This window comes from Paenibacillus sp. SEL3 (assembly GCF_054602585.1).
Window position 1 is genome coordinate 857,858 of the sequence record NZ_CM137725.1, and the last position, 24,681, is coordinate 882,538.

Below are 24,681 nucleotides of genomic sequence, written 5' to 3' on the forward strand. Positions count from 1 at the left end.
GTTTGTATTTCAAGAGGAGATTGGTATATTGAGGACAAAAATTCAAAAGGGATCAGAAAAACCGAGAGCTATATACCCTCGGCTTATCTATAATGTAGATGCACAAGTTTTTTTGAAAACAGTGCAATATAAGGAAGGAAGTCTATACACTAAAATATGATCAATTAATAAAAATCATTAATCGTATAGATCTTCACTTAATTCTGCGCTAATATCTTCACTTCGAGCTTCTCCACCATAGTAAGAAGCTATCGAACGAAGTATTGTTGTAGTACGGGGCCATCTCAAACTTGTGATATTAGCATAGTTGTTATACTTTTCACTCAAATGTCGCTCCTGTTCTCCGCCTTCTAATATCTGCTTCATGTAAACGCCTCTACTATTGTATACAGATGTTTTAAAACCTTTTTCTAAATTTAGATTCGCCATATCCTCTATAATATTGCGCACATATTCATGAGGGTAAGCTCCATCGTTTCCATTAACCGATTTACTTAAGATCTCTCCAATATGACGGGCTCCATATTTACTTCTTCCTCTATCAGAAACTATTCGCAAAGCTTCTTTCACCCATGTGTAAATGAACTCTTCATCTATATTATTACTATCATCCTGACCAGGTAAAACTGTCCAAGACTCCAGCAAATCTAATGCCCGATTTATATGCCATTGTGATTCTTCAGTTGTTTCTTTTAACTCATCTGGCTGTTCATTTTCGGAATCATATATTAATGTTATCACATCTGCAAAAAAACTAGGATCACGCGACAGTTTGTGATGAAGAAATTTAGGAGTATAAAATTGATCCTTCAAAATAGGAAGATATGCCCATTCCATAGATGCAATTCTTTCCTCATCTACTTCATTAGATTCTTCTAACACCTGAAAAATCTCAGATAGATAATAGGAAAAGGAGTCCCTCGAAATATTATCTTTATAAGAAACAGATAAAGCTTGTTCCAAAGACTCTATTATCTGTAGAGGTTTGGAGTAGTCCTTATTTAGTCCCAAAATCTCTATTGCAGAATAAGGAAATTTATACTGTAGGTAGTAACCCACTGCTTTATCCAAATTTTCTTGATGAATAGTATAGGGTGAAATCGAGGACCAATATTTACTTCTGATCTCAATACTTTCCTTCTCAAGTAACATCCATGTACTTTCTTCTGCAGGTAGGTGAAGAAATAACTCATTCTTTTTATTTACTGACCACACTTTCGCTACAGAAGACAACTTATTTCTGATCCAGTCATAGCCTTCATACACGATTCTCCCCAATAAATATCCTCTTGCATACTCTGAATATTTTTGTTCAGTTGAATCTAGGTTCATCTCCATCATATGGTCTTCTTCTGCACCGAGTATGCCAATTTCTCCTACAGTAACGCCCAACTGGTACGAATTTTCAACATTATCTAACAAATTCTCAATACCAGCTAGCCCTAACTTTTGATAGATAGCTGTTACAGCATCCTTACGTTCTTGCTTTAATAGTTTTTTGTGTTCCTCCCAATGCATTCCACGTTCGCGCGGAAATGCAGGTCTTTGATCAAATAACCAGCTATAAAGAAGTATAATATCAGTCGGTTTAAAATTAAAAAACACTGCTTCTAACTTGTCTACTAATTCGTTAGAAAGAGCCCAGTCTGAATCTGGAAATGAACGGTGTCTCAGCACTTCTCTTCTTAAAGCATTCCAAAGTTCTGTTTTCCTTTTAGAATCTAAATTTGATTGTGATAAAAGTTTTAATTGCTCAAGTACCAATTGAAAATCTTCTAGAGATTGATTGGACAAAGATTGAATAATCTCTTTCCAACGCTGAACAGACTCTCCAACTAAGGATAACAACATTTTGATAATTTCGTGTGTTGCTTTACCATATTCGGCCGCCGATATACTACCTTTATAATTTAGGGCCCACTCATTCCATTTAGGTTTTGAATTATTATGACCTATGCTGTTATATTGAGGTAATAACTTACATAATAGCTTCCAAGCTACATCTGGTTCCTTTCTAACTAATAACTCAAGAGTTTGAAGTCGTTGTTCCACTGTTGCACAAGTTTGTGCATGCCATGTTAAAAATATTTCACGTAGGCTATTATCCGGCCTATTAGACAATTTTCCCCCAGGATCTATATTGCTAAGTCTAGCTAGCAACATAGTTACTCTTCCTAAATATTCTGGATTCCAAGCTAATATTTCTAAAGCCCAGAGTATATGAGTATGTGGAGAAGATCCAAACATACTATCCTTCTGATCATTAAAAAGATTTACAGCTGTATCACTGTCTTTTAATTGAAACTCTAATGCATCAAAGAATCTGTCTGGCGCAGCTTCAGCAAGAAGCGGCAGAACTGGCGATAAAGTAGACCAGAGTTGCCAATCTCCTTTTGCTACTTCAAATAGCTCATATATAATTGTTGAGGAAATATTTCTTAGTGATAAAGATGGGTGGAAAGAAGCTGCTTTAGAGCCCATAAAAGCTAACGTATCAGCTATATTTCGTTTTAATAAATCAGAATAGATTGATGATCGACCAAGTAACCCTGCATACCATTGCCTTTCTATAGGCAAAGTATACTTAGGATTGACCTCACCCAATACATTTAAGACTAGGCTTTTAAACTTATCCATGTCGTTAGAAGTTATATATCGCACAAGTTGGGTCCATGCATCTTCTTTTGAGATTAAATACCAAATATGTCCAACTTTTCGTATTGGAGGATCTGATTCATAAGCCCATCTGATAAGCACTTCATTTACGTACTCGTAAGAAACACCTGCTAAATCTGCAAGGGCTTTTTTATCCCCCTCTCTATCTTCGTGCCAAGCACCTACTAATAGAATAGGTACTAAAGATCTTGCCTCGCTTGGTCGTGCCCATAAAGGTTGTCTCACTTCTGGGCTAATCGCCATCCGACGACGGTATGTAGTTAGTCCTCTTCGAGCCATAAGTCCAAGTTCCCGTGACTGATCATCATCAATTCCTTTTCCTATTAGAATCTCTGTCACTTTATCACGGGAAAGACGTGGAATCTGCAACGTGTCTGACGTAGAACAATCAGAGCGTCCTAAAACAATTAAAATATGATGGCCATTCCTAATTGCACGACTTAAGCTTTCTGAATCAAAAGTAGGAATTAGTATAAGGTTATTTTGTGAGGATGATAGATAACTCCAAGCATCTAAGCTTTTTACGACTATAGCCTTTGATAAAAAAAAGTCCTTTTCTTTTGAGGGAAGTAGGCTAATAGATGCAGCAAATACGGCAATAGCCTCATCACGTGTTTCCGCTTGAAGAGTTAATGGAGAATGGGAACTCTCAAGCCATTTATAAATTTCTGAAGTAATATTTTCACGCCCCGCTAACACCATTTCAGGTGTGATAGCTGGTTGAGTTTCTTCTGACCAATCGATCCAGTATCCACTTAAATCTATGCAATTTTGGGGGTGCTTACCAAGAAGTATAGATAGCCAAACATGAACAGTAGGATTAAGACTTAACCATGTCTCAAGATCATCAGCATCATAAACACAAACTTCCTTCCAAACTCCTTCTTTTTGCTTTTCTTCAGTCCATTTATCTTTATCCTTCCACCGCCTGAGTGTTATGAAAACATATGTAGTTTCTGCTGGAATCATAAATAAAGGGTTATTGCATCGTTTCTCGTAATCATTATCAGCTTTCCCCTTAACATTTCTATTTACCCCCATTTCCCATACTGATGTGCCTGTTGGTACAAAACTATCACCTTCTTCAGCAATAGTAATGCCATCCCATCCACCAAGGCTCACACCTTCACCTGCTGCAAAGTTTATACGGTTAATATGTACGCTGCTAGAAAGAATTAAACTCCTTATGAGTTGAGGAAGCATGGATTGGGAATCTCGTCTCTCGGCCCATTGAGCCAGGTCAGTTGCATCAACCAGTAGTTTAGAATGCATAAAACTTCCTCCCTAGTATTTCAATTTTATATTTCCTCATTATACGATGCTCTTGCTACTTTTAAATCCACCCTGCTTACTCCAAAGTCCTGTTAGCAGTTCTAATCCTCTCAATTACATAGACAATTTGCCTTCTTTCTGCATAATACGTTCTTGCCACTTGTTTTCACCTCATCAGAATATCTCACCTCATACAAAAGGACTATATACCCAAGACCAAGGGGATACTTCTGCCCAATACTCTACTAAATTATGCATAATTATTCTTTATTTCCTACATTATAGCATATTCATGGGGATATATGGAACAAAAAAACCCTTGAATAATACCAAGGGCCTAATCAATCTGTATATCTAGTGAGTGTATCATGATTCGGCTTAATTTTGAAACAAAGTCCGTATTAAAAAAATTCTCCAAACAATTATTGAGTGATTACTAGAAACAGCTAATTCATTTATAAACAGTTTCAATGTATCATAAAACTGAGGTTTAAGTATAAGTAGTATCGAATGCTTGGACTTCCATAGTAGTTAATTACATCAATCAAAGCCCTATAAAACATTTTAGAATTATTTACACACTTAATTATCTATAAATCCAAAGATTTTTTTATTATATTCTTAATATTTTTTTGTCGTTTCTTAAAAGTGTCAGACAAAATATTAATAATTCCGATCTTTTCATCGTAAACATTACATGATTCTATAAATTTTTGGAGTTCTTCTTCAAAAATGAACTCAAAAATCTCATCGAATTTCAGAGATTCAATTTTACTTATTATCTCATAAAATTGCTTAATTTCTGATATTCTATCACCTATTACCTGTAAACCTGTAAAATTAAAGAATACAGGAAAATTATCTAAATGTAACTTTCTCAAATCGCCTGCTAAGTAACCGCCCAGACACCTAGTATGATCTATTAATACTGGATAGTAATTATTATTTTTTTTAGAAAAGCAAATGTTATCCACATGTCTATCAGTATTGCAAACTAATATGTCAAATGCAACCATATCAATCAAACAGGAAAAATTACATATATTCTCCATTTCGATTTCATCTAGTTTATAAACCGGAGGTGGAACTAATTTAGTAATTATACCAACTGTATATTGATCCATATGAAACGATGTATCTACCATTGGTAACTTCAACTCTAGACCTATTTTATTAGCTACTAGCTCGTTAACAATTTTTCTAACATAATCATCAGTTAAATTTCTTAATTCAACGTGCTTATATATGCCAACCTCTAAAGTTTTCTCATTTATGAGAATTTTTTTGTTGCCGTCTAAACCACCAAGGTCTAAATTAACAGGATTTATCCAGTTAACAAAATCACCTCTTCTCTTATCATTAATAATTATAATATTTTTTAATTTAACATCGTTGAAGGTTTCAATTAATTCTTCTCCCTGAGTAACTTTTTGCAACTCTAGATAACAAAATTGATCATTGTTGAAATATTCCTTAAAATTAACATAATGCTTTGTGGTTTGAATTGGGTATGTAGCGTTAAAAAGATGTTTACTATTTTTGAGGTTAAATATTTCAACTTTGAGTAGTATATTCTCCCTATCTGTCTCATCAATTATAATACTAAGATTTTTAACATAACCATCTCGTATTATTAAATTCTCTCTAAAAATTTCTACCAAAGATTCATATCCACGACTAGTATATTCAGACAGACGAATTACTGCATAAACTAAATTTTTCTCTTCATCCAAGATTGTTCCTACTCCCCCACCTCCAGGATTAATAATGCCATCTTTATACCAATCTAAATCAGGTAAGTTCAAAAAATTTTTATCATTAATTTTTTTATCTACTTCTAGTACACAAATTCCATCAACGGTTACTTTAAACACACTTATTACAAACTCTTCCGACTCAAGTGTATTATTGCTTATATGTGCAGCATGTATATAAATTCCCTGTACATTTTTTATTATTTTAATTATTTCTTCAAATTGGCTTCCATCAAATAATAAAAACCCATCGCTAATAATTATATTGTTTACCATCAAACTATACGTCTTTTTGACGGAGTTTATACTTATTGAAATTCCCATGCCAGGATCTAAGTAAAAATGTTCAATGTTTGATTCTCTTCTAATTAAGTTGTTATATTTTGTGATACACTCATTTTTGAATTTACTATAGGCAATTAGTGAAGGAAACAAAAATACTAAAGTTGGAATATCAGCCTCTATTTGCAGTTTAGGTAGAACTTTTTTCTCCAATTGCATAGATAATCTTCTAGCTTTTTTATTTTGTCGATTTGCCACTTTGAACTCTCCCTTAATGTTTTATGTTTTATGTTTTATGTTTTATGTTTTAAGAACTTTTCTTTCACTTAATGTCTTGTAAAGGTAGTTTCTGGATTTGACTACAAACACCTGCTTTACTTCAACTATAGAATATTAAGAACTTCTATTTTTGACTTTTTGAAATTCACATTAGTTATCATTTAATATAATTGATTCTCTTATAAACCTATCACAACAAAATCTTCTATCTAATAATTAATTAAAAGCTCATTTCCTCTAAATTATTAATAAAATTCATTTTGATTATAACAAATTTCAAGAAAAATACGATATATACAAAATTAACAGATACCTTCATTTCTGAACCTAATATAATAATTCTTAGGAGAGTCTTCAATAGCGTAAAAAATGCCCATAATTTCGTTAAAATGATGTGACTTTTTAATGCTATGAGATCCTACTAAATCCTTTTAAATATGCCCTTTCTATATATACCTCCTGACTTCTTGCGTGCCTTGCTATATGTAAATAATAAATATTCCCGCACTCAATCCTAAAGACTTTTTTTGAATGCAGGAACATATTCAAACTACTCTTAAACCCTCGTAGATCAATGCTTCTTATCTCGATATATTACTACCACGCACTCCACATGCCTTGAGTGTACAAAAATGATGACCCTAAGGCCTGGTCGCCACTTGGCGGAAAATCTATCGTTTTTAGATCAGAGTCTTTATGTCTTTCTTTTTTTATTTTCTACTGAAAGTGTCCCTCCTGATCCATCTGCCCCAAGGCAGTCTTGGTTTTTCTGACTTTCTGACAATCCTGTCAAACATAAAACCAGTAAAATAATTTATTGCTCAACTACCCCAAAATCATCCACATAAACATATCCTGTACCAGGATTCTTGTAAGCATACACTGTTGCCCTGGTAGCGCCTGCTCCGGTTGTAAAAGGAATGTTTACCATTGTCCAGGATGTACTGTCAGATGTTGCGGATGCATCCGTTCCTTCAAAGCCATTAACGCCAATCTGAATCCGCTCTCCTATGTCTGCCTTAACCCAGGCGGTACACATATAGCTGGTATTAGGATTTAGCCCCGTAAGTACCTGCTCGATACCATCTTCTCCGGGTCCCAATCTAACACTCTTAGAGCCGCTTCTGGGTACCGATACACTTGCAGCAGTATCTGAATATGTTGCTGCCCATGGTGAGATTATCCCTTTCTCGAAATCAGATTGCCTTACGTTATTAACATAAAGTAAGCTGACACTCTCAAAAACCGGATCCGGAGGTGAAGAAAAATCATGCCCGGCAGTCCAGTCGGTTCCACCGAACTCATATGCTCCAATATCCGGTGCCGCACCAACATAATCATTCGTGATTCCAGATATTACAACCCCTGCATTAATAGCTGGAGAAGTAGACTGCAACCTGAAATCATATGCTGTGGGATTCACAAATAACGGATTGGTTTCTGAGGTAATATTATTTCCCTCTATATGAGTACCAGGCAGTGTAAAGGCTGTAGTAAAGATATTGTTGAAAATTCTGTCGCCGTACATATCTGACTGAAAATTACTTCCCCAATATCCTACATTTCCGTTACTGTAGGTGGTATTGTTATAAATCAGGTTAAAATTACTGGGTGTATTCAATCTTATCCCTGTATAGTTTCCCCATACAACATTATGATGCACAGTATAGCCCTTGCTACCGTTATCCAGATAGATACCAGTGCCGGAATAATTCTTTGCCAGATTATCATGGATGTAATTATGATGAATTACCGTCTCTTGCCCATCCCAGGCAAATTCATAGAGTATTCCGCAGTCTTTTGTCAGCTTTCCTGCATTGTACAGATTATTATATTGTATCTGGCTGTTTTGGGTAGGCATAAATATCAGATGACGCCCAGCGTTATATACCGTATTATGACTGATTAGATGGTTTGCCCCCAATAGATAGATTGCCGGAATATCCGCTGCCGAATAATTTGCTTCATGAATAAGATTATTAATTACCTTATTTCCTGTTCCCTCTATACTCACCAGATTACCGGAACTGTAGGTCAAAGTACTGTCTCTAAGCTCATTATTGGTACCGGACATAAATATCCCTGTACTGTATTGTCTGGTAACATCCGAATCATGACTGACATATTCCGCAATCATATTAGAAACTTTACAGTAATTAGAATTCGACATTTTAATGCTGGAGGCAAAGATATTAATTCCGGTAATATTTATGTAAGATCGGGAACTTAAATCAAATGCATAAGTCCGCTTCTTTGCTTCTACTGTCAAAGTATTCGGATCAACTCCACCAGGTGCCCATAAATAAAGTCTGCCAGTAATGCTGTCATAATACCATTCTCCCGCACTGTCAAGATCTTTAAGATTACCAGTAATATAATAGCTGTTACCGCCTGTCGCTGCAGTATCTATTTGATCAAAGGTAATGGAGCCGTCACTTGAGCTGGTAATGGTACTTTTATAAGATTTGTAGCCTGTTCCCGGAACACTCCAAACCGTTTTGCCAACCCAGTATCCAGGTGGCTGAGTTAAGTTTCCATCCTTGATGGTTGTAGTGGAACCGGAATCAACTGTTGCATATGTTAAATTTAAGGGATCAAGTGTTGGTGAATTGGGCCATCTGGCTTCAAATTGCATTTGCTTATTAACAAATATCTGATTTTTTGTTCCAAGGGAACCCTTCATTTCCGAATAATAGATGGATCCGGAGTAATTTTTCCAGCCAGTAACCGGATCGGCACCGGATACCGTTACGTTCTCTCCTGTATAAGCCTCAAAGTTTATGGGTTTTGCAGAAGTTCCGGAAGTATGAAGTGTTACTGTTTCTCGGTATGTACCACCTCGTATGATGCAGGTATCTCCGGTTTTCATGGTATCTGCTGCCTTTTGTATGGTTTTCCATGGATTTGATAGTGTACCGGTTCCAGTGATGTCATTCCCCGTTGTAGAAACATAATATACGGAATTTGCCTTTACAGTTTCCACACCCAGATTAAAAGTAAATACATAAATCATCATAATTACAACTAAAAATCTAAAGCCTGTTCTCTTATTCATAGCTTACCTCCTGGAATGAATTCTATTTTTAGATACGGCTTCTACGCTTGGGCCTAAGTTCACTGCTAGGTATGTTCTAATATAGAAATTTGTGTATATATAAGCCCTTTATTATTTAATCGACTTATACCGACTTAAAGTTTATGATTCTTTCGGCGAAGCTTCTCCGATACTGAACCCATCCAGCCATTTCATTGACCATGCATGGTATTATTTTCTTTCCGAAATGGGTGCATGAGCATCCAGAGATTAAAGTACGCTATCAAAATGATTTCATCCCTCTGATGGAAGAATCGCGTGAAAAGTATCAGACTTATCCGAAGCATGTAGTTCCTTAATTCGCATATATTACTTTCATTGAAAATGCAGGTGTGAACAACGAGAAGTTGATTGCCCAGGCACCTTACGCGGGCATGACAGATGATATTCGTGCGGGTAAGGTGCAAGCATAGTCAATCAAGACGAATTAAATTAAAAAGCCTGAGCCTGTGTCCCATAACGTAAGACAAATTAAAACACCTACCAACCTGGTCATACCCTGTCTACTTGACAGGGGTATGACCAGGTTGGTAGGTGCCCAGCATCTTTTTTAATGTTCTCTATAACCATCTAATCTCCATTGGCTATTCTTTTTTCTCTTTTTCATCATGAAGCATCATCTCTAATACAACATATACAAACTGTGCTCCGTCCTTCATGCCCTGCCAGTACAAAGCTTCATTCTCCAATGCTTGCTTGTAATGATGCTTATCCTCCCATTCCGAGAATTCAGGTCTGTTCACAATATCCATCTCAGAAAGTCTCTTCGGTTCCTCTGGGCAGGGCATCAGGATCAATATTTACGCTAATTCCCAGTCGGGTCAACAACCAGGTTCTGAATCGCACTTTTACCGCTTCCATTATTCCCCGCAAATACATACATCATTGGTATATGTTGATGCATGAGAACATCCGTATCCGCAACAGGAACAATGTCTCCATTGTTGTATTCTTTTACAATTTGGCCATCCGGCGTTTTATATACAATATAGGTATCGTTCGCTTTCGCTTCCAACTTGGCGCGATCTCCTGTAAGCTTAATCAATTTCTCCAGATCTTTAAATTTATCCAAGGGGTTCACCTTCCCTGCATCCGTATTTATTTAAAGTAATTGCACCACAGCAAGTTGATTGCACGTCACAGAAGGGAATAACCTTATTGAATGAGGAATTCTTACAGGTAGCGTACAAAGAAAAGAACGCCAAACTAGGGACGCTCTCTTGAATACTCACATTTTCAGTTAGATACATCGGATGTGTCCAACCACTTTAAATCCAAAAAAATCGAAACATTTATTTTGTTGTGCCATACCTTATTTCTATAAACTTTTCCCCAGCTCGTAAAGGACATAGGAAGCTACAATTAAGCACCTCTATATATCGACTCGACATAGCTTTACTACGGCCTCAACGTGTGTCGAGAGGATGAAACGGATTTACTTGAAATTAACTCGTTCCATTTTAAAAATAATAGTTCAATTTCCTTCTTTTTCTTTTTCAGCTAAGCTAGCATGCTCTCTTTTTAGCAAAGAATAATGATATTGATCGCATATCGAACCATCACTAAACCAATAATGCTCTCGATAAGTTCCCTCCAGCTTAAAATGGAATTTTTCTAATCATTTTATAGAAGCTTGATTACATGCTGCAACCGTTGCATAAATTTTGTTCAACTCCAAATCCTTACGTTCAAAAATGGTATCTATAAATAGCTCTAACAATACATTCGCATATCCTTGTTTTCTATGTTTTAGAGGCAAATAGTATCCGATCTCTGCACTTTTATTTCGAGAATTATAGTCAAAAAGCTGTATCTTTCCTATCCGCTTATTGCCGTTACTTTTATCAACCAAGATATATATTAATTGCCCATTTGCAAGCCTTTTCAGTACATTCTCTTTATAATTGTTATATGGAGGAAGTTCGATTATGGGTCGGCAAGTATGTTGCTCTTTTTCGCTTTCAGTAAGACTCCAATCATATAAGTCTGGTAAGTAATCTTCAATATTCCCACCAGTTAAAAGTACAAGTCCTCTTATCATTCTATCACTCCATTATTTTTAAATTTAGATCGTTTGGATAGGGTATCATTTTGGTTTTAAGTATCTATTTGGGCAGCATGGAAAAGCATCGAAATAGCAAACCATGTGGCGTATTACCATATTCCTATATTAACTCTTGTTACACTTCCCTCTCATCCTCCTACTTCCAAAAATAAACATAGTAAATCCCCCAACCAATGGTTCATTCTGTAAACTAAATCTCTCTTTTAACCGATAAATACATATGCTGGGTTGTTTATTAAATATCGCCTCTCGTCCCTTTTTAGCGTACAAACCTTGTTATACATATTTATATTGACTCACTGTTATACTCATCTGCGGCTTCTTTAATCAAAAGCAATTTCAAGAAGACGTGCTTTACTTAGAAATACCCATCGCATCTAGAAAGGAGACATGAACTCACTTGAGCGTATTATCAGATGGGATCGGATATGAAAGCCTACGCTTTTATGGTCCCTTTCAGCCATTACACATCGAACAACTTCAAATAACACGCGCCATTAATGATCATGCCTTTTTACATATCAATGGCATGCTCTCCGAAGAACAGGGAGCAGCTTGTATCGGTCAAAATATGGAGCAAGAGCCGATTGTGATTCGTCAGTTGGATGAGCAGGGACAATCGCTGAGAAGGCTGTTCCATGGGATTGTTACACGTATGTCCGTACACTGTGTGCGAGGCGTGTATACGTTTGAACTGGAGGCCGCTTCCCATTCGCACCAGATGGATATCAAACGTAAAAGACGCTCCTACCAAGATATTCATCGTACCTATGATGATTTGGTCACTGCGCTGGTTCGAAAATATCAGTACGGAGATGCCATTGATACGGTAAGCCACTATGCCAAACTAGAGACATTTGTTTTACAATATGATGAGACGGATTGGGCGTTTTTAAAACGCCTCGCTTCTCGCTTTGGTTCCGTACTTGTGCCAGAGGTAACCGCAGCTTCGCCCAAGGTTTTCTTCGGGATGCCTGAAGGCAAGCAGCAAAAAGTGGAGCGGGATGTATTTTATCGAGTACGAAAAACGTTTCATGAGCTAGATGCGAAAAAGCCAGGCGAACGTGCTGGCTCGTATATCACCTATATGATCGAAAGCCTGCAATACTATGCGCTGGGCGACCTCATCACGTTACCCATTGGACAAGGTAAAGAACTGGTCGTGGTTCGAGCCGTGACCACACTAACGGATGGCTTACTGCGTACTCGCTATGATCTTCAAGCCGAACAGGATGTCCGCTATGCCCGGTTTCACTGACAGGAACGGTGCTGAAGGTACAGGAGGATTTTGTACAGCTTCAACTGGACATTGACCCGAAGCAAGATCCTGCTAAAGCGTGCTGGTTTCCCGTAGCCACCCGTTATGTCGCGGAAGAACATAGTGGCTGGTACGATATGCCTGAGATCGGGGAACTGGTGGAATTATATCTGCCTACCCACCGCGAACAGGATGCCTATGTCACGGACTCGCTACGACAACAACGTCACGCAAATGGACAGCCAAATGTGAAGGTATGGCAACATGTGCAAGGTAGCGGCGTAGAAATGTCTGAGCATGATCTGACCCTATCCACTTCCGGTGAATTTTCCATTACACTGCATGAAAGTAGCGGCATTACGATCGGCAGTCCGGGGAATGTGCAGATTCAGGGTGGTCACGTGAAGCTCGATGCTGGCGAGGAACTTTCACTGGAAGCTGGAACGGCGCTGTATCTAAAAGGCGGAGCCAGTAGCATGGTACTGGATGGTGAGACGGATACCAAAGCTCCAGTGATTTACCAGGAAGGTACGGTGAAGGCTCCTGTTTTCGTAGCCGACCTCCCTCCTGTGCCTGAGCCCCCATTGATGAGCATCAAAGCATACGAGGCGGCGCAAGCTCCATCAGCAGATGAGACATCACCAAGCAGCACTCCTACAGCCAAAGTAACAAGTCCGGCTGCACTTCAACAAGCGAACTCTTTGTTGGGTACGGTGTCCAAGCTATTAGGCTCCATTCCAGTGATGGGCAAAGTGGCTGGCGTTGTTGCGGGAGCTTTAGGTGGACCTGCGGCGGGTGTCATTCTGAAAGCAACCACAATGATCCCCGTTCGTAGCAAAGGAACTCCTACGATTGGAGGCGGTAAGGGGAACGGCATTCATCCGTTGAAATACTTGGCTGGTTTGGCCATGCAAGGGTGTTGATTAGCCAGTATGAGCATGAACAAGCGAGACAAGCTTACTATAGCAAGTGGATCTTAGGAAAAGCATATACAAGTGCGCGTCATATAGCTAATTCAGTTGGCCCACTGGAACTGGTTCAAAACCTATTGAAAGAGTCAAATGCTATGGTACATGCGTATCAGCAAGTTCCTAAAAGTGTTCGGGATAAATGGATCAGAGATTCTGAAGAAAAACAACGCCTATGGAGAGAAAAGGAAATTAACAAGTATACTTCTTTCTGGAATCAAGATGATTATTTTGAAGGCAACTGGTGGCAGAATGAAGCTAAAATGAAGCAAGCCCAACAAGCGTTACAGACAGAAATAGCAATGCAAGGAAAAATTCATCTGGCACAATTAACAGATCCAAATAAAATAGCAGCTATACAACGAATTGCTAATACCAAACGAACAAAGAAATTCGATATCCGAACCCTTGAGACGTTAAACACCGCTTTGAGATCCATGGGTGTAAGCCCAGCTAATGTCTCAGAGTTGAACAACGAAGAGTTGAACGCCTTAATAAAACGTTATAATCAAGGGGTAACTGGGCAGCAATTGGGGGATTTCGCCGAGAGAACAGGATTAGAAGATTTACCTGAAGAAGCATTTTATGGATTTTTAGGAGCCCGAACAGGTACAGGTAGATCTGGCGGATTTTATTCCAGAACAAGCGAGCCACCTATTGTAGAAAAGCCACCTGTAAAGCCCAACCCAAAAGGTGGTCCAGGTGTAAACAGGCCGATTGATGAGTTTAATGATTCGCCGATTTATAATGAGGCAAATTCTAGTAGACCTAAGGAAACACCTAAATCAACGAATCCGAGTAAAACTCCTGAGGGGACGGGTAAAGCTAGTGAATCTTACTTATCACCAGAGATGGAGCAAAAAATATTAGGGGGAGAGAGAATACCAGGTAAAAATGGACTTAGAGGGGGTCATTCACCTAATGTGGTAAATAACACAAATCCTAGCCATGCAGTAGAAGTTCTCAGAGAGAATCCAGATGGAACTAACTTTGTTCAATTTTATCATCAGTTTCCGGATGGAACTCTAGCAAAGCTTAAAAAAAGCACAGTATTCCCTGATTCATGGAGTGATGAGAAAATTATAGGCTCCATAAAAAAAATTAGCGATACGCGAGCAGTTGGGAGTCGTACTTCAGATGGGGTAACTATAACTTTGCATAGCGGTACTATAGATGGTGTTGAAATAGATGTTATTAAAGAAGGCAAAAACATTACTGCTGGATATCCGGTGGGAGGTAAACCAACGCCAGGATTTGAGCCAATAAATTAGTGGAGGCAAATTTATGAAATATGAAGAATTTGACAAATTGATAACTGAAATGTCTGGAGAGAATGCTTCAGATGATTATTGGTATGATGTTGGAGTAAATGATGCGATGAACTTGTTGGAGAACTTCTCCGAATTAGATTGGGAACTTCTTAAAAAAAATATAATGGATAAGTCGTTAGAGTGGCAAAAAAGAGTAGTATATTGCTTTGAAGAAGAAAATGATCCAAGAGAAATTAATATAATATTAACACTTATTGAAACAACAGACAAAGAACTATTTGAAATGTGTATCGATTCTTTAAGATTTTTAATTAATGAAAATAATAAAGATTGTATAATAAATAACAATGAACTTATGGGAAATTTAAAAAAAATGGCATCAATTGATAACATGTCAGGTAGAGTATGTAGGGAGTTTCTTAATAAATTACAACTATGAATTAGTACACACTAATCATCCGGTTAAAACTGCAGATGATACTTCAATGGAATGGTTTGAACAGATTCAAGCAGAAAAAGGTTCTTAGAGTAAATTCGAATACTTACCACCCAACAAACCAAACACTAACTAATTCAAGCACACTCGATAAACTGATTTTTTTTAAGATAGCGGATATAAAAGGTAACTTTTTTCTGTTTATTATATGATAAAAGTAAAATCAGAGTATCCTAAATAACATTTTTCAATTAAGTCGAACGAGTCGATTATGGTCAGATACTACCATGATTGACTTGTTCTTTTTACTTTCCTCTTGGCCCTAATGCCGTTTGGTAATATGAACAAGCTGGTGAGCACATTAGAGGATAGAGGCTGAAAGACGAGAGATTCCCAATGACGGCAGCTATTTAACTACAGATGGTGAATATATAAATCACCAATGCTAGATTAGTATACCTTTATAAGAAAGTGAGGTTATAGTGGATGATACTTACTCTTGATATAAGTAATGAAGAATTTGATGGAATTATAGATGGTGATGGAGAATTTACACCGACTATATTTCTAAAGATCTGAGGCTGATTTATGTACACACAGTTAGCCCCATAATAGATTTCACAAAATGTTGTCGTGATCACGATCACGGTTCAGACTGTAAATTTAAGTTAAAATACAAACAATTTTTAAATTTATTTCAGTTGAAACCAAAGGTACCGTGATCGAACACAAAGAAAAAACAAGGAAGTGTACAAAGATGAAAAGAACTGATTTACCTCTTGTCTATTCATGTTCTGGATGTTCCTCCGCAGCACAAACCGCTAACATGATCGCTATACAAATGGATCGAGAAAAAGTCGCTGAAATGTCCTGCATAGCTGGTGTCGGTGGTGATGTCAAACCCCTTGTCAGAACAGCGAAATCGGGACGTGACATCATAGCAATTGACGGCTGTCCCTTGTCCTGTTGCAAGAGTTGCTTAGCAAGGCATGAGGTTCAACCCAAACACCATTTCCTGCTGTCTGACTTTGACGTACCCAAGATCATAGGAGAAGATCCTAACCCCGATCATTATAGGAATGCTTACACACAAATCTTAGAACAAATTGGACAATAATTCTTAATCAAAATAAAAGTGTGTATCGAATTTTTACTGGTGGCTCCTAACACATCTTTAAGGGTCACCAGTATTATTTTTATACAGCAACATCTTTTTAATAAGGAGAATAATTATCGAATGTTTAAATGAATTTGTCTCACAATTTAAAATTGATAAAATTCCTATGCGTCCTTGTACAAACGAAGATTTAATTAATGTGGGAAAAATGACTAGCAATCGAGCAATTAGTTTGTTAACCATTCCAAAGCAATCAAGCTTTATGTCTTAATGTCAACATGTAATGTTCCATTGATCGTAGTATTTAATGTATCCCCCAGAACTTCTGAAACAAATCTAAGAGGAACCATAATCCGATTTGGTCAAAGTGTTGTTATTTACTGCAACTTCAACTTAATATGGTCTATTACCTCTCTCCATTTATCAACTAGACCCTCATTAAGGAGCTAAAACACCGATACATCCTGTATTCATTCTGTCCTTACTGACAGTAAACAGCGCTCAACATGTGCCGAGACGATGTAAAGGATTATACCTCTCGCTTAAGTTGAAAATACTTGCTTTGAAGAACAATATACGATACTGAAAACCTGGTAAACAAATTCTAAAACCGACTTTCTAGGAAGGTATTCATTTTTAACGAAAAATAAGCGTTTGATTAAATAGCAAATCATTTCTCTTTAAGTAATTACCATTAAAAGTAATAGGAACCGAAGTTCCACTGAAGTAATCACTCTTATTGTCATGTTTTATAGCATGAACATGAAGATGCGGCTCACTGCTGTAACCTGAGTTCCCTACTTTCGCAATTTCTTGTCCAACCTTGACAAAATCATTTTTCTTAACTAGCAGACTATTTTTCTTCAAGTGTAACAACAGAATATTATATCCTTTGTGTTTGATGATAATCATATTTGTAGTACTACGACCCAGAGAGTTTGGCACATTATCTTCTACTCCATCCACAACTTCGATAATTCTACCCTCAACTGGACTATATACTGAATCATTATAAATGGGGTAGGATTTTAAAGATTCAGGATTATCAAATTTTCCTTTTCTTGAGCCTAACGGGGTGAGCTTAGTTATATCCACCGCATATTTCAGAGTACGATGCGAAAAGTGATAGTTCATAGATGAACTCATTCCACCATTCACTACCTCGTAAGCCCCTCCTTTCAAAGGGAAGGCTAAATCGACTGCATCTTCGTGTTTAGGAGTGGATGTAATGTATGAAATACTAAATAAAATACATATAAAAACTTGATATATCGCTAATAAACCATAAAGAGAAAGGGATATTCGTGTTTTTCTACTTAAGCCATTAAATTTAAAAGAGCGTAAAGTAACCATTTGACGGAATAAGGAACATCCAAACAATGCGATGCAAACCGGACGTAAATAATAGCTAATTTCTGTCCAATCATTTATGAATAAAATTATGAACGTATATGCACTTGTAAACAAAGTGTGTATATACCACGAAATACGATTTTTAAATGGAAAGTAAGCCATGATCCAGTAAAGTATAAGCGGAATCAACAGCATTTTCACAAAATAAAAAAACATCAATTTTTTCCCTTATCATATGATAATTTGCTTCTTACCTCTTCTTGAAATGCAGTATCCGTTAATAATTTGTAAAAAAACAAATCCAGCTTCTGCTTGAGCCAAATATGATCCACCCCAGAATCATCTTGAATAAACATGGCTAGTTGAATGTCATTTCCTTCCCGATCCGTACAATATAAAGCCTCTGTTAGAACAGAAATGGTAGATCCACCTTTGTTTCCAAACTCTATTAACTTGGAGTTATCTACTTGTCGCTGAATTAGCATTTTTAAATATGGATTTATAGTAGAAGGAACCAACTCCTCCTTGTGTATGAGCTTCATGAGGTAAGCATATTCTTTAGTCGTTGAACGAGGAAGCTTGCGCGATTCCAGCACTTGAAGCTTTCGTACATAATTCTGCCTGGTGTTCCATTTCTGAATACATTCTATCCCCTGATCACGATTTAAAATCTGATGAATTTCAATAGATTTTTTCATATATTCCTCGTAGCTCATCTCACTTATCTTTTGTATCGACTCTTTAAAGCCTATGTTTTCGGTCTCTTGGATATAAGGAGACATGAATCCCGCAGATGAAAAAGGAAAGATTTTATCATGGGAAGAAAGTGAAAGCTTCATAATATTCTCATTTATCTTATCCAAACCCATTTTCGCCATCAGAAATTCTGTATTGGCATTGGAACTATATGCTAACATGCCGTGGGTAATATCCAATAACGTAATTTTCCCTTGAACCTCTTTATGGTTTGCGCGAATGGATTTGATCCAGTTATGATGAGCGTTACCATCGGAAGCAGGAATATAAAATTTATTTAATTCCTCTAAAGGAACAAGTTCCTGCTCATCTAATATTTTCGCCACAACTTGGCGAGCAAATTCAATAGCAATAATCACTTTAACTGTACTGGCAAGCGGCATTTTAACTTCTGAGTTATAGCTGATTTTCTCCATACCATTTTTGATCATAAACAAAGATGCTTTACTCGGATTTTCCTTCAAAAAGCTTAGAACATCCATTTCTGTTTTCTTATTATTTTGGCGCTTCGCAATGAATAAAAACAGGATACATATGAACACAAATATTAAAATTATAGCTACTAACAATAAAATTATTTTCATACTTTGCTCCTTAATGGACACGCTTAGGCTGAAGTTCACATAAGTCGTCACAGTTCCCCACGGGAATCACCTTTCTTTTAGAAGCTATATAATCATACAAACAACCACCTATACCCATTTTTTTGAAAATAATTATAAAGGGAACCGCCCACCAAAGATACGGTATTCTTGTACAAATTTGTGCAATAGAGTCAATTCCACGTTGTATTTTACTGGAATCATTCATTGAGAAACTATGCATTCGCCTTTCTAATTCATTAACATCTAATTTGTATGCTTGAACCAATGAAGAATTCCGAAAACTAACAAGCCGTAGCAGTCTAAAATAATCTAGCTTGTACAAATTGTCTTTTATATTTGTACAGACAGGACACCAACCATCATAGAAAACCAGAATTTGTTTGTGTTGAAAGCTTACATATCCTATTTTTCTTGTTTTTCTTCGAATTATAATTGATATTTTCCGGAAACTGATCTTTATAAAATAGTATAACTTTTTATATTCTCGATCCGTAAACAACAATAATTCCATAACAATCATAATTAGTGAAAACGTCAGTAAGCCCATGCCTATACCGATTCCTGCATGAAACAATATCATAGCAATAACTACAAACGGTTTAAGGCTTTTATTAATTACAGCAAAAGGAAAAGCTATTTTAACAATTATAGATAAATAAGTGAATAAAATGGTGAGCCCAACATAATGGTTAACCATATAATCCAAAATAGGTCTGCTAAACTCTCTTACCTGAGAGATATAATAAAGTGCCGTTCCGTTTTGCCACATTTCCCCCATAAGCTGGTACATTCCTGAGAAGAAATAAACAATACACAGTTGTATAATACAAAAAAGTACTGCAAAATTGTGGATTATCACAGATAACTTATAGAGTAAAGAGTCTTTCAAGTCTTTTCCAGATGAGTTGTTCATTTTAGAATCCAAAGATAAATAGGCAGTGTTATTGGCGAACGACAGAAAAAACATATTCACTATAAGTAAGTTGTCTCCTCCATCACTAATATGAAAAGAACGAACATACAATGAATAAAAAAATAGGTAGGCCAGAATTGAAAAAAGCCGGCCTTTATATCCTATTAAATAAAAAATAGTAACTATAATTCCTAGGTGATAGATAAAGTCAAAAAATAAAGCTGATGAATTCAAATTATATAAAGACCATGTTAATGACTTGTACCCAGCAGAATAAATATTAATTCCAGATTCGTGCCAAAAAAAGTATCTCTGTTTATAATGAATAAAATAATTGAAAAGTAATATCAACCCGATACATATCCGAAGGATACTTGTGCCAATAAGAAAGCGTTCATTCATAAAAAAATTACGGTAATTCAACAACATCCTTTACAACTCCTTTCCAACCATATACGACATTCTCTTCTTTCACTTTAAAATGAAGATCATCTCGCTTTGAATATGGAATTGCATCCGATATTGAGGTCATAAACTGGACATCGGTTATTTCATGTTTCAAAAACTCTCTTTTCGCAAACGCAGAGGCATAGCGGTATATGATTTGTTCAACTTGATCCGAATCCTTTTCTAAAGAAGCATTTATTTCTTTGGCGACATTATCTTTTTTAGATATTTTCTCCATTAATTTATATGTTAGATCATCTTTTCCTCCTATATATAATTGATGTATGTATCCACTACCAATTCTGAGCATCCTATTATAAGGTGAAAATATTGTCGTCTCATTCGTCCTGATCATAGGTTCAGTAACATCATACCAATTGCTTATAACCGTTTTGGCACTGCCCTCCCCCTTATACTTTACACGTACATATAATTTTAGATTTTGAGTCATAGGCTGGGGAGCAAATAGATGCCAGTTTTGTTGAAAAAACCGTCCGACATAGTTATCAGTTACTGATTTCAATGAAACAGAGACCGGGTTAAGCGGTCCAGCGTGAAGAAAAATAAAGAAGAAATGAACCATCAAGAACAACGATAAAGAGAATAACGTAGCATTTAAAATACACGTTTCGCTTCTTTTTTTCATTTAAGCAATCACCTCTTTTTAATAACATCAGGGAGAGAGAAATATAAAAATCTGATCCTCTCCCTGATATTTAAGCTATTTATCAAAAATTACATCTGCATTCTCTACATCACTACTAGAAACACCTGTACCTAATAGACTTCCTAAGCGGGTCGCTTCTCTCAAAGCATCCTTGTTAGCATCCCAAGCTGATTTACCAACTTGCCATGCTTTACGAGCAAGGGATGTTATTGCTTGAGGCTCAACAGCAGCACCATTTGCATGCGCGCTAATTAAAGGAGAAGAATTTCCAGAGGAAACGTCATAATCAGAAGCGTAAGAAGCGCTTAAACTTACAGTAGAGAAGGCTGCGATGGCTAGAGCCAGACTAAGTATTGTTAATTTTTTCTTCATAGATAATTCCTCCTAAGATGGTTAGTAACAAAATAATTTTTAATCTCTTAGTTTTATAACTTTTTTATATGACTATTATTGAATATAATTACTTATAATTACTTATTATATCACTCCCTTCCATATTTTATATCTTATTTTCCCTTGCCAAAAATCATAAACATAAATTTTTAGTAATTAAAATTAAAAATTATTTCGGATTATATCTTATTCCAGCAGGTGCCGCGCTTCATTTTATAAACCATCGAAAGAAGAAAACAATAACTTGCCATTCCTCCCTCTATCAGAGTTACCATGCATGCACACACTCATACCACAGGAGGAGTAATGTATCCTGCCAAATTGGCTAGATTGTTTCAAGAAGAATTACGCCAGCGATTTTGTAAACAACATGATTAAAACGTAGCAGAATGTCTACAAGCTCCATCAAACTCTATGCCTTAAATATTTCATGTCTACATTTTTCAAATGATTAAAAATAAAAACCCGCTCAATGAGCGGGTTACAGTATAGAGGCGAGGGGATATATTCAAGCTTTCCTTAACATCATTTCAGCAAACTGTCACTCTTAATACTTTTTATTAAAAGTGATTACATTTATTCTCCACTAAAGCTTTTGGCCCATTCAGCAACCCTACGACTACTTTCTTCTTCTGACAAATCCTCGATTCTGGTCATAATAGACCATCTTACTCCACAAGGATCCAGTATACTTCCGAATCGATCACCTGAAACAAAGTTTGTAACGGGTTCCCTTACTTTCGCTCCTCTTGCTACCGCATTTTCAATGACCTGATCCACATTCATTACGTAAATTCCGAAAGAATAACACGCATTGTCTCCATCTGGCGGCAAGACCAATTGATATGCCGGATTCGCTGCCCCCAGCTGCAAAAAACCATTTCCAAAATCTAATTCCGCATGAACGATTATTTTATTGCCATTCTCATCAGGAAATTCAGTAATATCCTTAACCCTTGCATTGAAAACACTTTTATAAAACTCTATTGCTTCAGAAGGATTCTTCACTGTAATAAAAGGGGTAATAGATGTAAAGCCGTTGGGCATCCCCTTCTTTGTATATTTACCTGACACTCCCATATATTCTCTGCTTTCAGTCATTTTGACTCCTCCTTTAAATGATCGTAACAGTTCAGTTTTATGCTTATTCCTTTATTGGATTGAATTCATCAACTCATAGTAATATTTGGATGCACGAGTCTTATTTAGACTATACCAGGCTTCTAATGTCTTAGAAGAAAACACACCCAGAGCTTTCAAGACGTGTACGGAAAATTCCAAAGGAGCTGTTCCAGATGCAGTGATTAGTTTTCCATCAGTTACAGCAGACTCCATTTTGTAATACTTTTCGCCCGTGTAGGTGGGACAGATCATTTTGAGGTATTCCAGATCATTGCTTGTATGCCAACGTGAATTCAGTAATCCTGCCTGGGCAAGTCCCATGGTCGCACCACAAATCGCAGCAACCCATATCCCTTCCTCTAAGCACCTCTCAGCGATTTTTAAAATCGGTTGATGAATGGTTTCTGTCCATGTATTTCCACCGGGTAAAATCAATGCATCTGTGCTTTCAATACTGCACTCATCCAGATTGATGTCAGGCAGTATTGTCAATCCGCCCATGGTAGTTACAGGAGTCTTTTCCAGTCCCACGGTAACAATTTTGGATGGGGACAGCCCCTTTTTATAATATCTCCCCGAGTTCAGTTCGGCAGTTAAGTAACCAATCTCCCAGTCTGCCATAGTGTCAAATACATACAGATATACCGTACTATTCATTCACAGGTTCTCCTTATTTTATAATTTATCAAGTGATACCAACCCTCGGTAATCCGTGATTATCCTCATTATAAAAAAGCTTCACTGACATCTGCTGTCAGTGAAGCTTTTAGCGCTGATAATATTCCATTAACTCCGACGCAACAGCGACAAGCTTTTTCTTCAAACTCTGTGGTTCGATGACTTGAATAGATTTCCCGTAGGTTAGGAGCAAATAAGGGACATATGTATGAAGTGATTTTTCCTCAAGCAAAAAGATGGCTTGATTGGATGTGCGCTCTTTCAGATGATGCCCCAAAAACCAATGCAGACATAAGTCTTCCAATGCCTCTGACCTGCCTTCGATCTTTAAAGAAATTAAACCGTCTTTGCCTACTAAATCAGGCAACAGATTTTGCATAAAAAATTCACGAGCCGAAAAAGCCTCAGGACGCTTAAATAGGATTGGAGTACGCTTGATTTGTAGAATCCGATCTGCCCGAAAGCTACGGATCTCATTCCGTAGGTGACAAAAAGCAACAGTATACCATTTACTGTTCCAGTAAACCATTCCATAGGGGTCTATCACCCTATTCTTGGGTTGTTCTTCATGGCTTGTGCGATAATCCATTTCTACAGAGAATTCGTTGGCTACAGCCTGCTCCAATTCTGCCAATATCGGCTGAAGAGAAGGTTCTCCCATGCGATTTATCACTTCAAATCCGGCTAAATGACGGCTAAGTATACTTTCCTGCTCTTGATTCGAATACATTTTCAATTTTGACGTCGCACTGCTTAATGCCTCACTCAAAGGGTATCCAGCTTCTTTTGCAAAAACAGCAGCATGAAGGAGTGCCTTTTTCTCCTCCATATCAAATAGTAAAGGTGCTCTAATAAAATTATTCAGCAAGCTATACCCGCCATTATGGCCCGTGTCGGATATTATAGGCACTCCACTGGCGCATAAAGCATCAATATACCGATAAACTGTCCTTATATTTATTTCTAACTTTTCGGATATTTGTTTTGCGGTCATTTTTACACCCGAATTCAACATCCATAGAATGGCCAGCATATTATCGTTTTTTGGCATAACATGAACCCTCCTCTCTCATTAAAACTCAATCTTTATAAATAACTCTTTGTACTCTTCTTACCACCTATTATATGCTTTTTTCCATTTTATACGTCCCTCTCATATCTTCCAATTCCAGATTTACACATAGTAAATACCATAATGAATGGGTCATTCTGTAAACTAATTCTCTCTTTTAACCGATAAATACATATGCTGGGTTGTTTATTAAATATCACCTC

At 36.9% G+C, this 24,681-nt stretch carries 16 protein-coding genes and 2 pseudogenes; 4 read left to right on the forward strand and 14 right to left on the reverse strand.

All coding sequences use genetic code 11. From position 1 onward, the window contains the following. Nucleotides 1-177: 177 nt before the first annotated feature. The 3 genes from ACYCS5_RS04190 to ACYCS5_RS04200 all read right to left on the reverse strand — a co-directional run bounded on the left by ACYCS5_RS04190 (nt 178) and on the right by ACYCS5_RS04200 (nt 9,318). Nucleotides 178-3,948, reverse strand: a complete 3,771-nt coding sequence (locus tag ACYCS5_RS04190) for a hypothetical protein (RefSeq protein WP_459760867.1) — start codon at nt 3,946-3,948, stop codon at nt 178-180. Between the two features lie 590 nt (nt 3,949-4,538). Continuing rightward, entirely contained in the window at nt 4,539-6,242 is a 1,704-nt protein-coding gene (locus ACYCS5_RS04195; RefSeq protein ID WP_459760868.1) for a hypothetical protein, read from the reverse strand. A gap of 835 nt (nt 6,243-7,077) precedes the next feature. Continuing rightward, nucleotides 7,078-9,318 carry a carbohydrate binding domain-containing protein gene (locus ACYCS5_RS04200; RefSeq protein ID WP_459760869.1) on the reverse strand — a complete coding sequence of 747 codons (2,241 nt, stop codon included), beginning with the start codon at nt 9,316-9,318 and terminating at the stop codon, nt 7,078-7,080. Between the two features lie 200 nt (nt 9,319-9,518). On the opposite strand from ACYCS5_RS04200, the pseudogene ACYCS5_RS04205 reads away from it, so the two are divergent. Then, a pseudogene (locus tag ACYCS5_RS04205) lies at nt 9,519-9,770 on the forward strand (phenolic acid decarboxylase); the annotation flags it as partial. Nucleotides 9,771-9,941: 171 nt separating this feature from the next. Here ACYCS5_RS04205 and ACYCS5_RS04210 read toward each other — a convergent pair. From ACYCS5_RS04210 to ACYCS5_RS04220, 3 genes are all read right to left on the reverse strand, one after another. Then, nucleotides 9,942-10,109, reverse strand: coding sequence for a hypothetical protein (locus ACYCS5_RS04210; protein WP_459760870.1), 168 nt, complete (start codon nt 10,107-10,109; stop codon nt 9,942-9,944). 53 nt (nt 10,110-10,162) lie between these two features. Then, nucleotides 10,163-10,429, reverse strand: coding sequence for a hypothetical protein (locus ACYCS5_RS04215; protein ID WP_459761366.1), 267 nt, complete (start codon nt 10,427-10,429; stop codon nt 10,163-10,165). A 546-nt stretch (nt 10,430-10,975) separates the two neighbouring features. Next, entirely contained in the window at nt 10,976-11,398 is a 423-nt protein-coding gene (locus ACYCS5_RS04220; RefSeq protein ID WP_459760871.1) for a GNAT family N-acetyltransferase, read from the reverse strand. A gap of 424 nt (nt 11,399-11,822) precedes the next feature. On the opposite strand from ACYCS5_RS04220, the pseudogene ACYCS5_RS04225 reads away from it, so the two are divergent. The 3 genes and pseudogenes from ACYCS5_RS04225 to ACYCS5_RS04235 all read left to right on the forward strand — a co-directional run bounded on the left by ACYCS5_RS04225 (nt 11,823) and on the right by ACYCS5_RS04235 (nt 16,472). Then, nucleotides 11,823-14,919: pseudogene (locus ACYCS5_RS04225) on the forward strand (EndoU domain-containing protein). A gap of 13 nt (nt 14,920-14,932) precedes the next feature. Then, nucleotides 14,933-15,358, forward strand: coding sequence for a hypothetical protein (locus ACYCS5_RS04230; protein ID WP_459760872.1), 426 nt, complete (start codon nt 14,933-14,935; stop codon nt 15,356-15,358). A 754-nt stretch (nt 15,359-16,112) separates the two neighbouring features. Beyond that, on the forward strand, nt 16,113-16,472 hold the full coding sequence (locus ACYCS5_RS04235; RefSeq protein ID WP_013311396.1) for a putative zinc-binding protein: 360 nt from the start codon (nt 16,113-16,115) through the stop codon (nt 16,470-16,472). Between the two features lie 636 nt (nt 16,473-17,108). Here ACYCS5_RS04235 and ACYCS5_RS04240 read toward each other — a convergent pair. The 8 genes from ACYCS5_RS04240 to ACYCS5_RS04275 all read right to left on the reverse strand — a co-directional run bounded on the left by ACYCS5_RS04240 (nt 17,109) and on the right by ACYCS5_RS04275 (nt 24,457). Further along, nucleotides 17,109-18,020: a M23 family metallopeptidase gene (locus ACYCS5_RS04240; RefSeq protein WP_230585130.1), complete on the reverse strand. Its 912-nt coding sequence runs from the start codon at nt 18,018-18,020 to the stop codon at nt 17,109-17,111. Nucleotides 18,021-18,040: 20 nt separating this feature from the next. Then, nucleotides 18,041-19,165: a serine hydrolase gene (locus ACYCS5_RS04245; RefSeq protein ID WP_069012534.1), complete on the reverse strand. Its 1,125-nt coding sequence runs from the start codon at nt 19,163-19,165 to the stop codon at nt 18,041-18,043. 10 nt (nt 19,166-19,175) lie between these two features. Continuing rightward, a complete protein-coding gene (locus ACYCS5_RS04250; RefSeq protein WP_245231612.1) occupies nt 19,176-19,964 on the reverse strand; it encodes a DCC1-like thiol-disulfide oxidoreductase family protein in 789 nt (262 codons plus the stop codon). 544 nt (nt 19,965-20,508) lie between these two features. Further along, complete coding sequence (locus tag ACYCS5_RS04255) at nt 20,509-21,192, reverse strand: DUF5819 family protein (protein WP_039273020.1); 684 nt, start codon at nt 21,190-21,192, stop codon at nt 20,509-20,511. 75 nt (nt 21,193-21,267) lie between these two features. Then, nucleotides 21,268-21,585, reverse strand: a complete 318-nt coding sequence (locus ACYCS5_RS04260; RefSeq protein WP_459760873.1) for a hypothetical protein — start codon at nt 21,583-21,585, stop codon at nt 21,268-21,270. 597 nt (nt 21,586-22,182) lie between these two features. After that, complete coding sequence (locus tag ACYCS5_RS04265) at nt 22,183-22,707, reverse strand: VOC family protein (RefSeq protein WP_459760874.1); 525 nt, start codon at nt 22,705-22,707, stop codon at nt 22,183-22,185. A gap of 51 nt (nt 22,708-22,758) precedes the next feature. Next, nucleotides 22,759-23,385, reverse strand: a complete 627-nt coding sequence (locus ACYCS5_RS04270; RefSeq protein ID WP_318627503.1) for a type 1 glutamine amidotransferase family protein — start codon at nt 23,383-23,385, stop codon at nt 22,759-22,761. A 109-nt stretch (nt 23,386-23,494) separates the two neighbouring features. After that, nucleotides 23,495-24,457, reverse strand: coding sequence for a helix-turn-helix transcriptional regulator (locus tag ACYCS5_RS04275; RefSeq protein ID WP_459760875.1), 963 nt, complete (start codon nt 24,455-24,457; stop codon nt 23,495-23,497). Nucleotides 24,458-24,681: the final 224 nt, after the last annotated feature.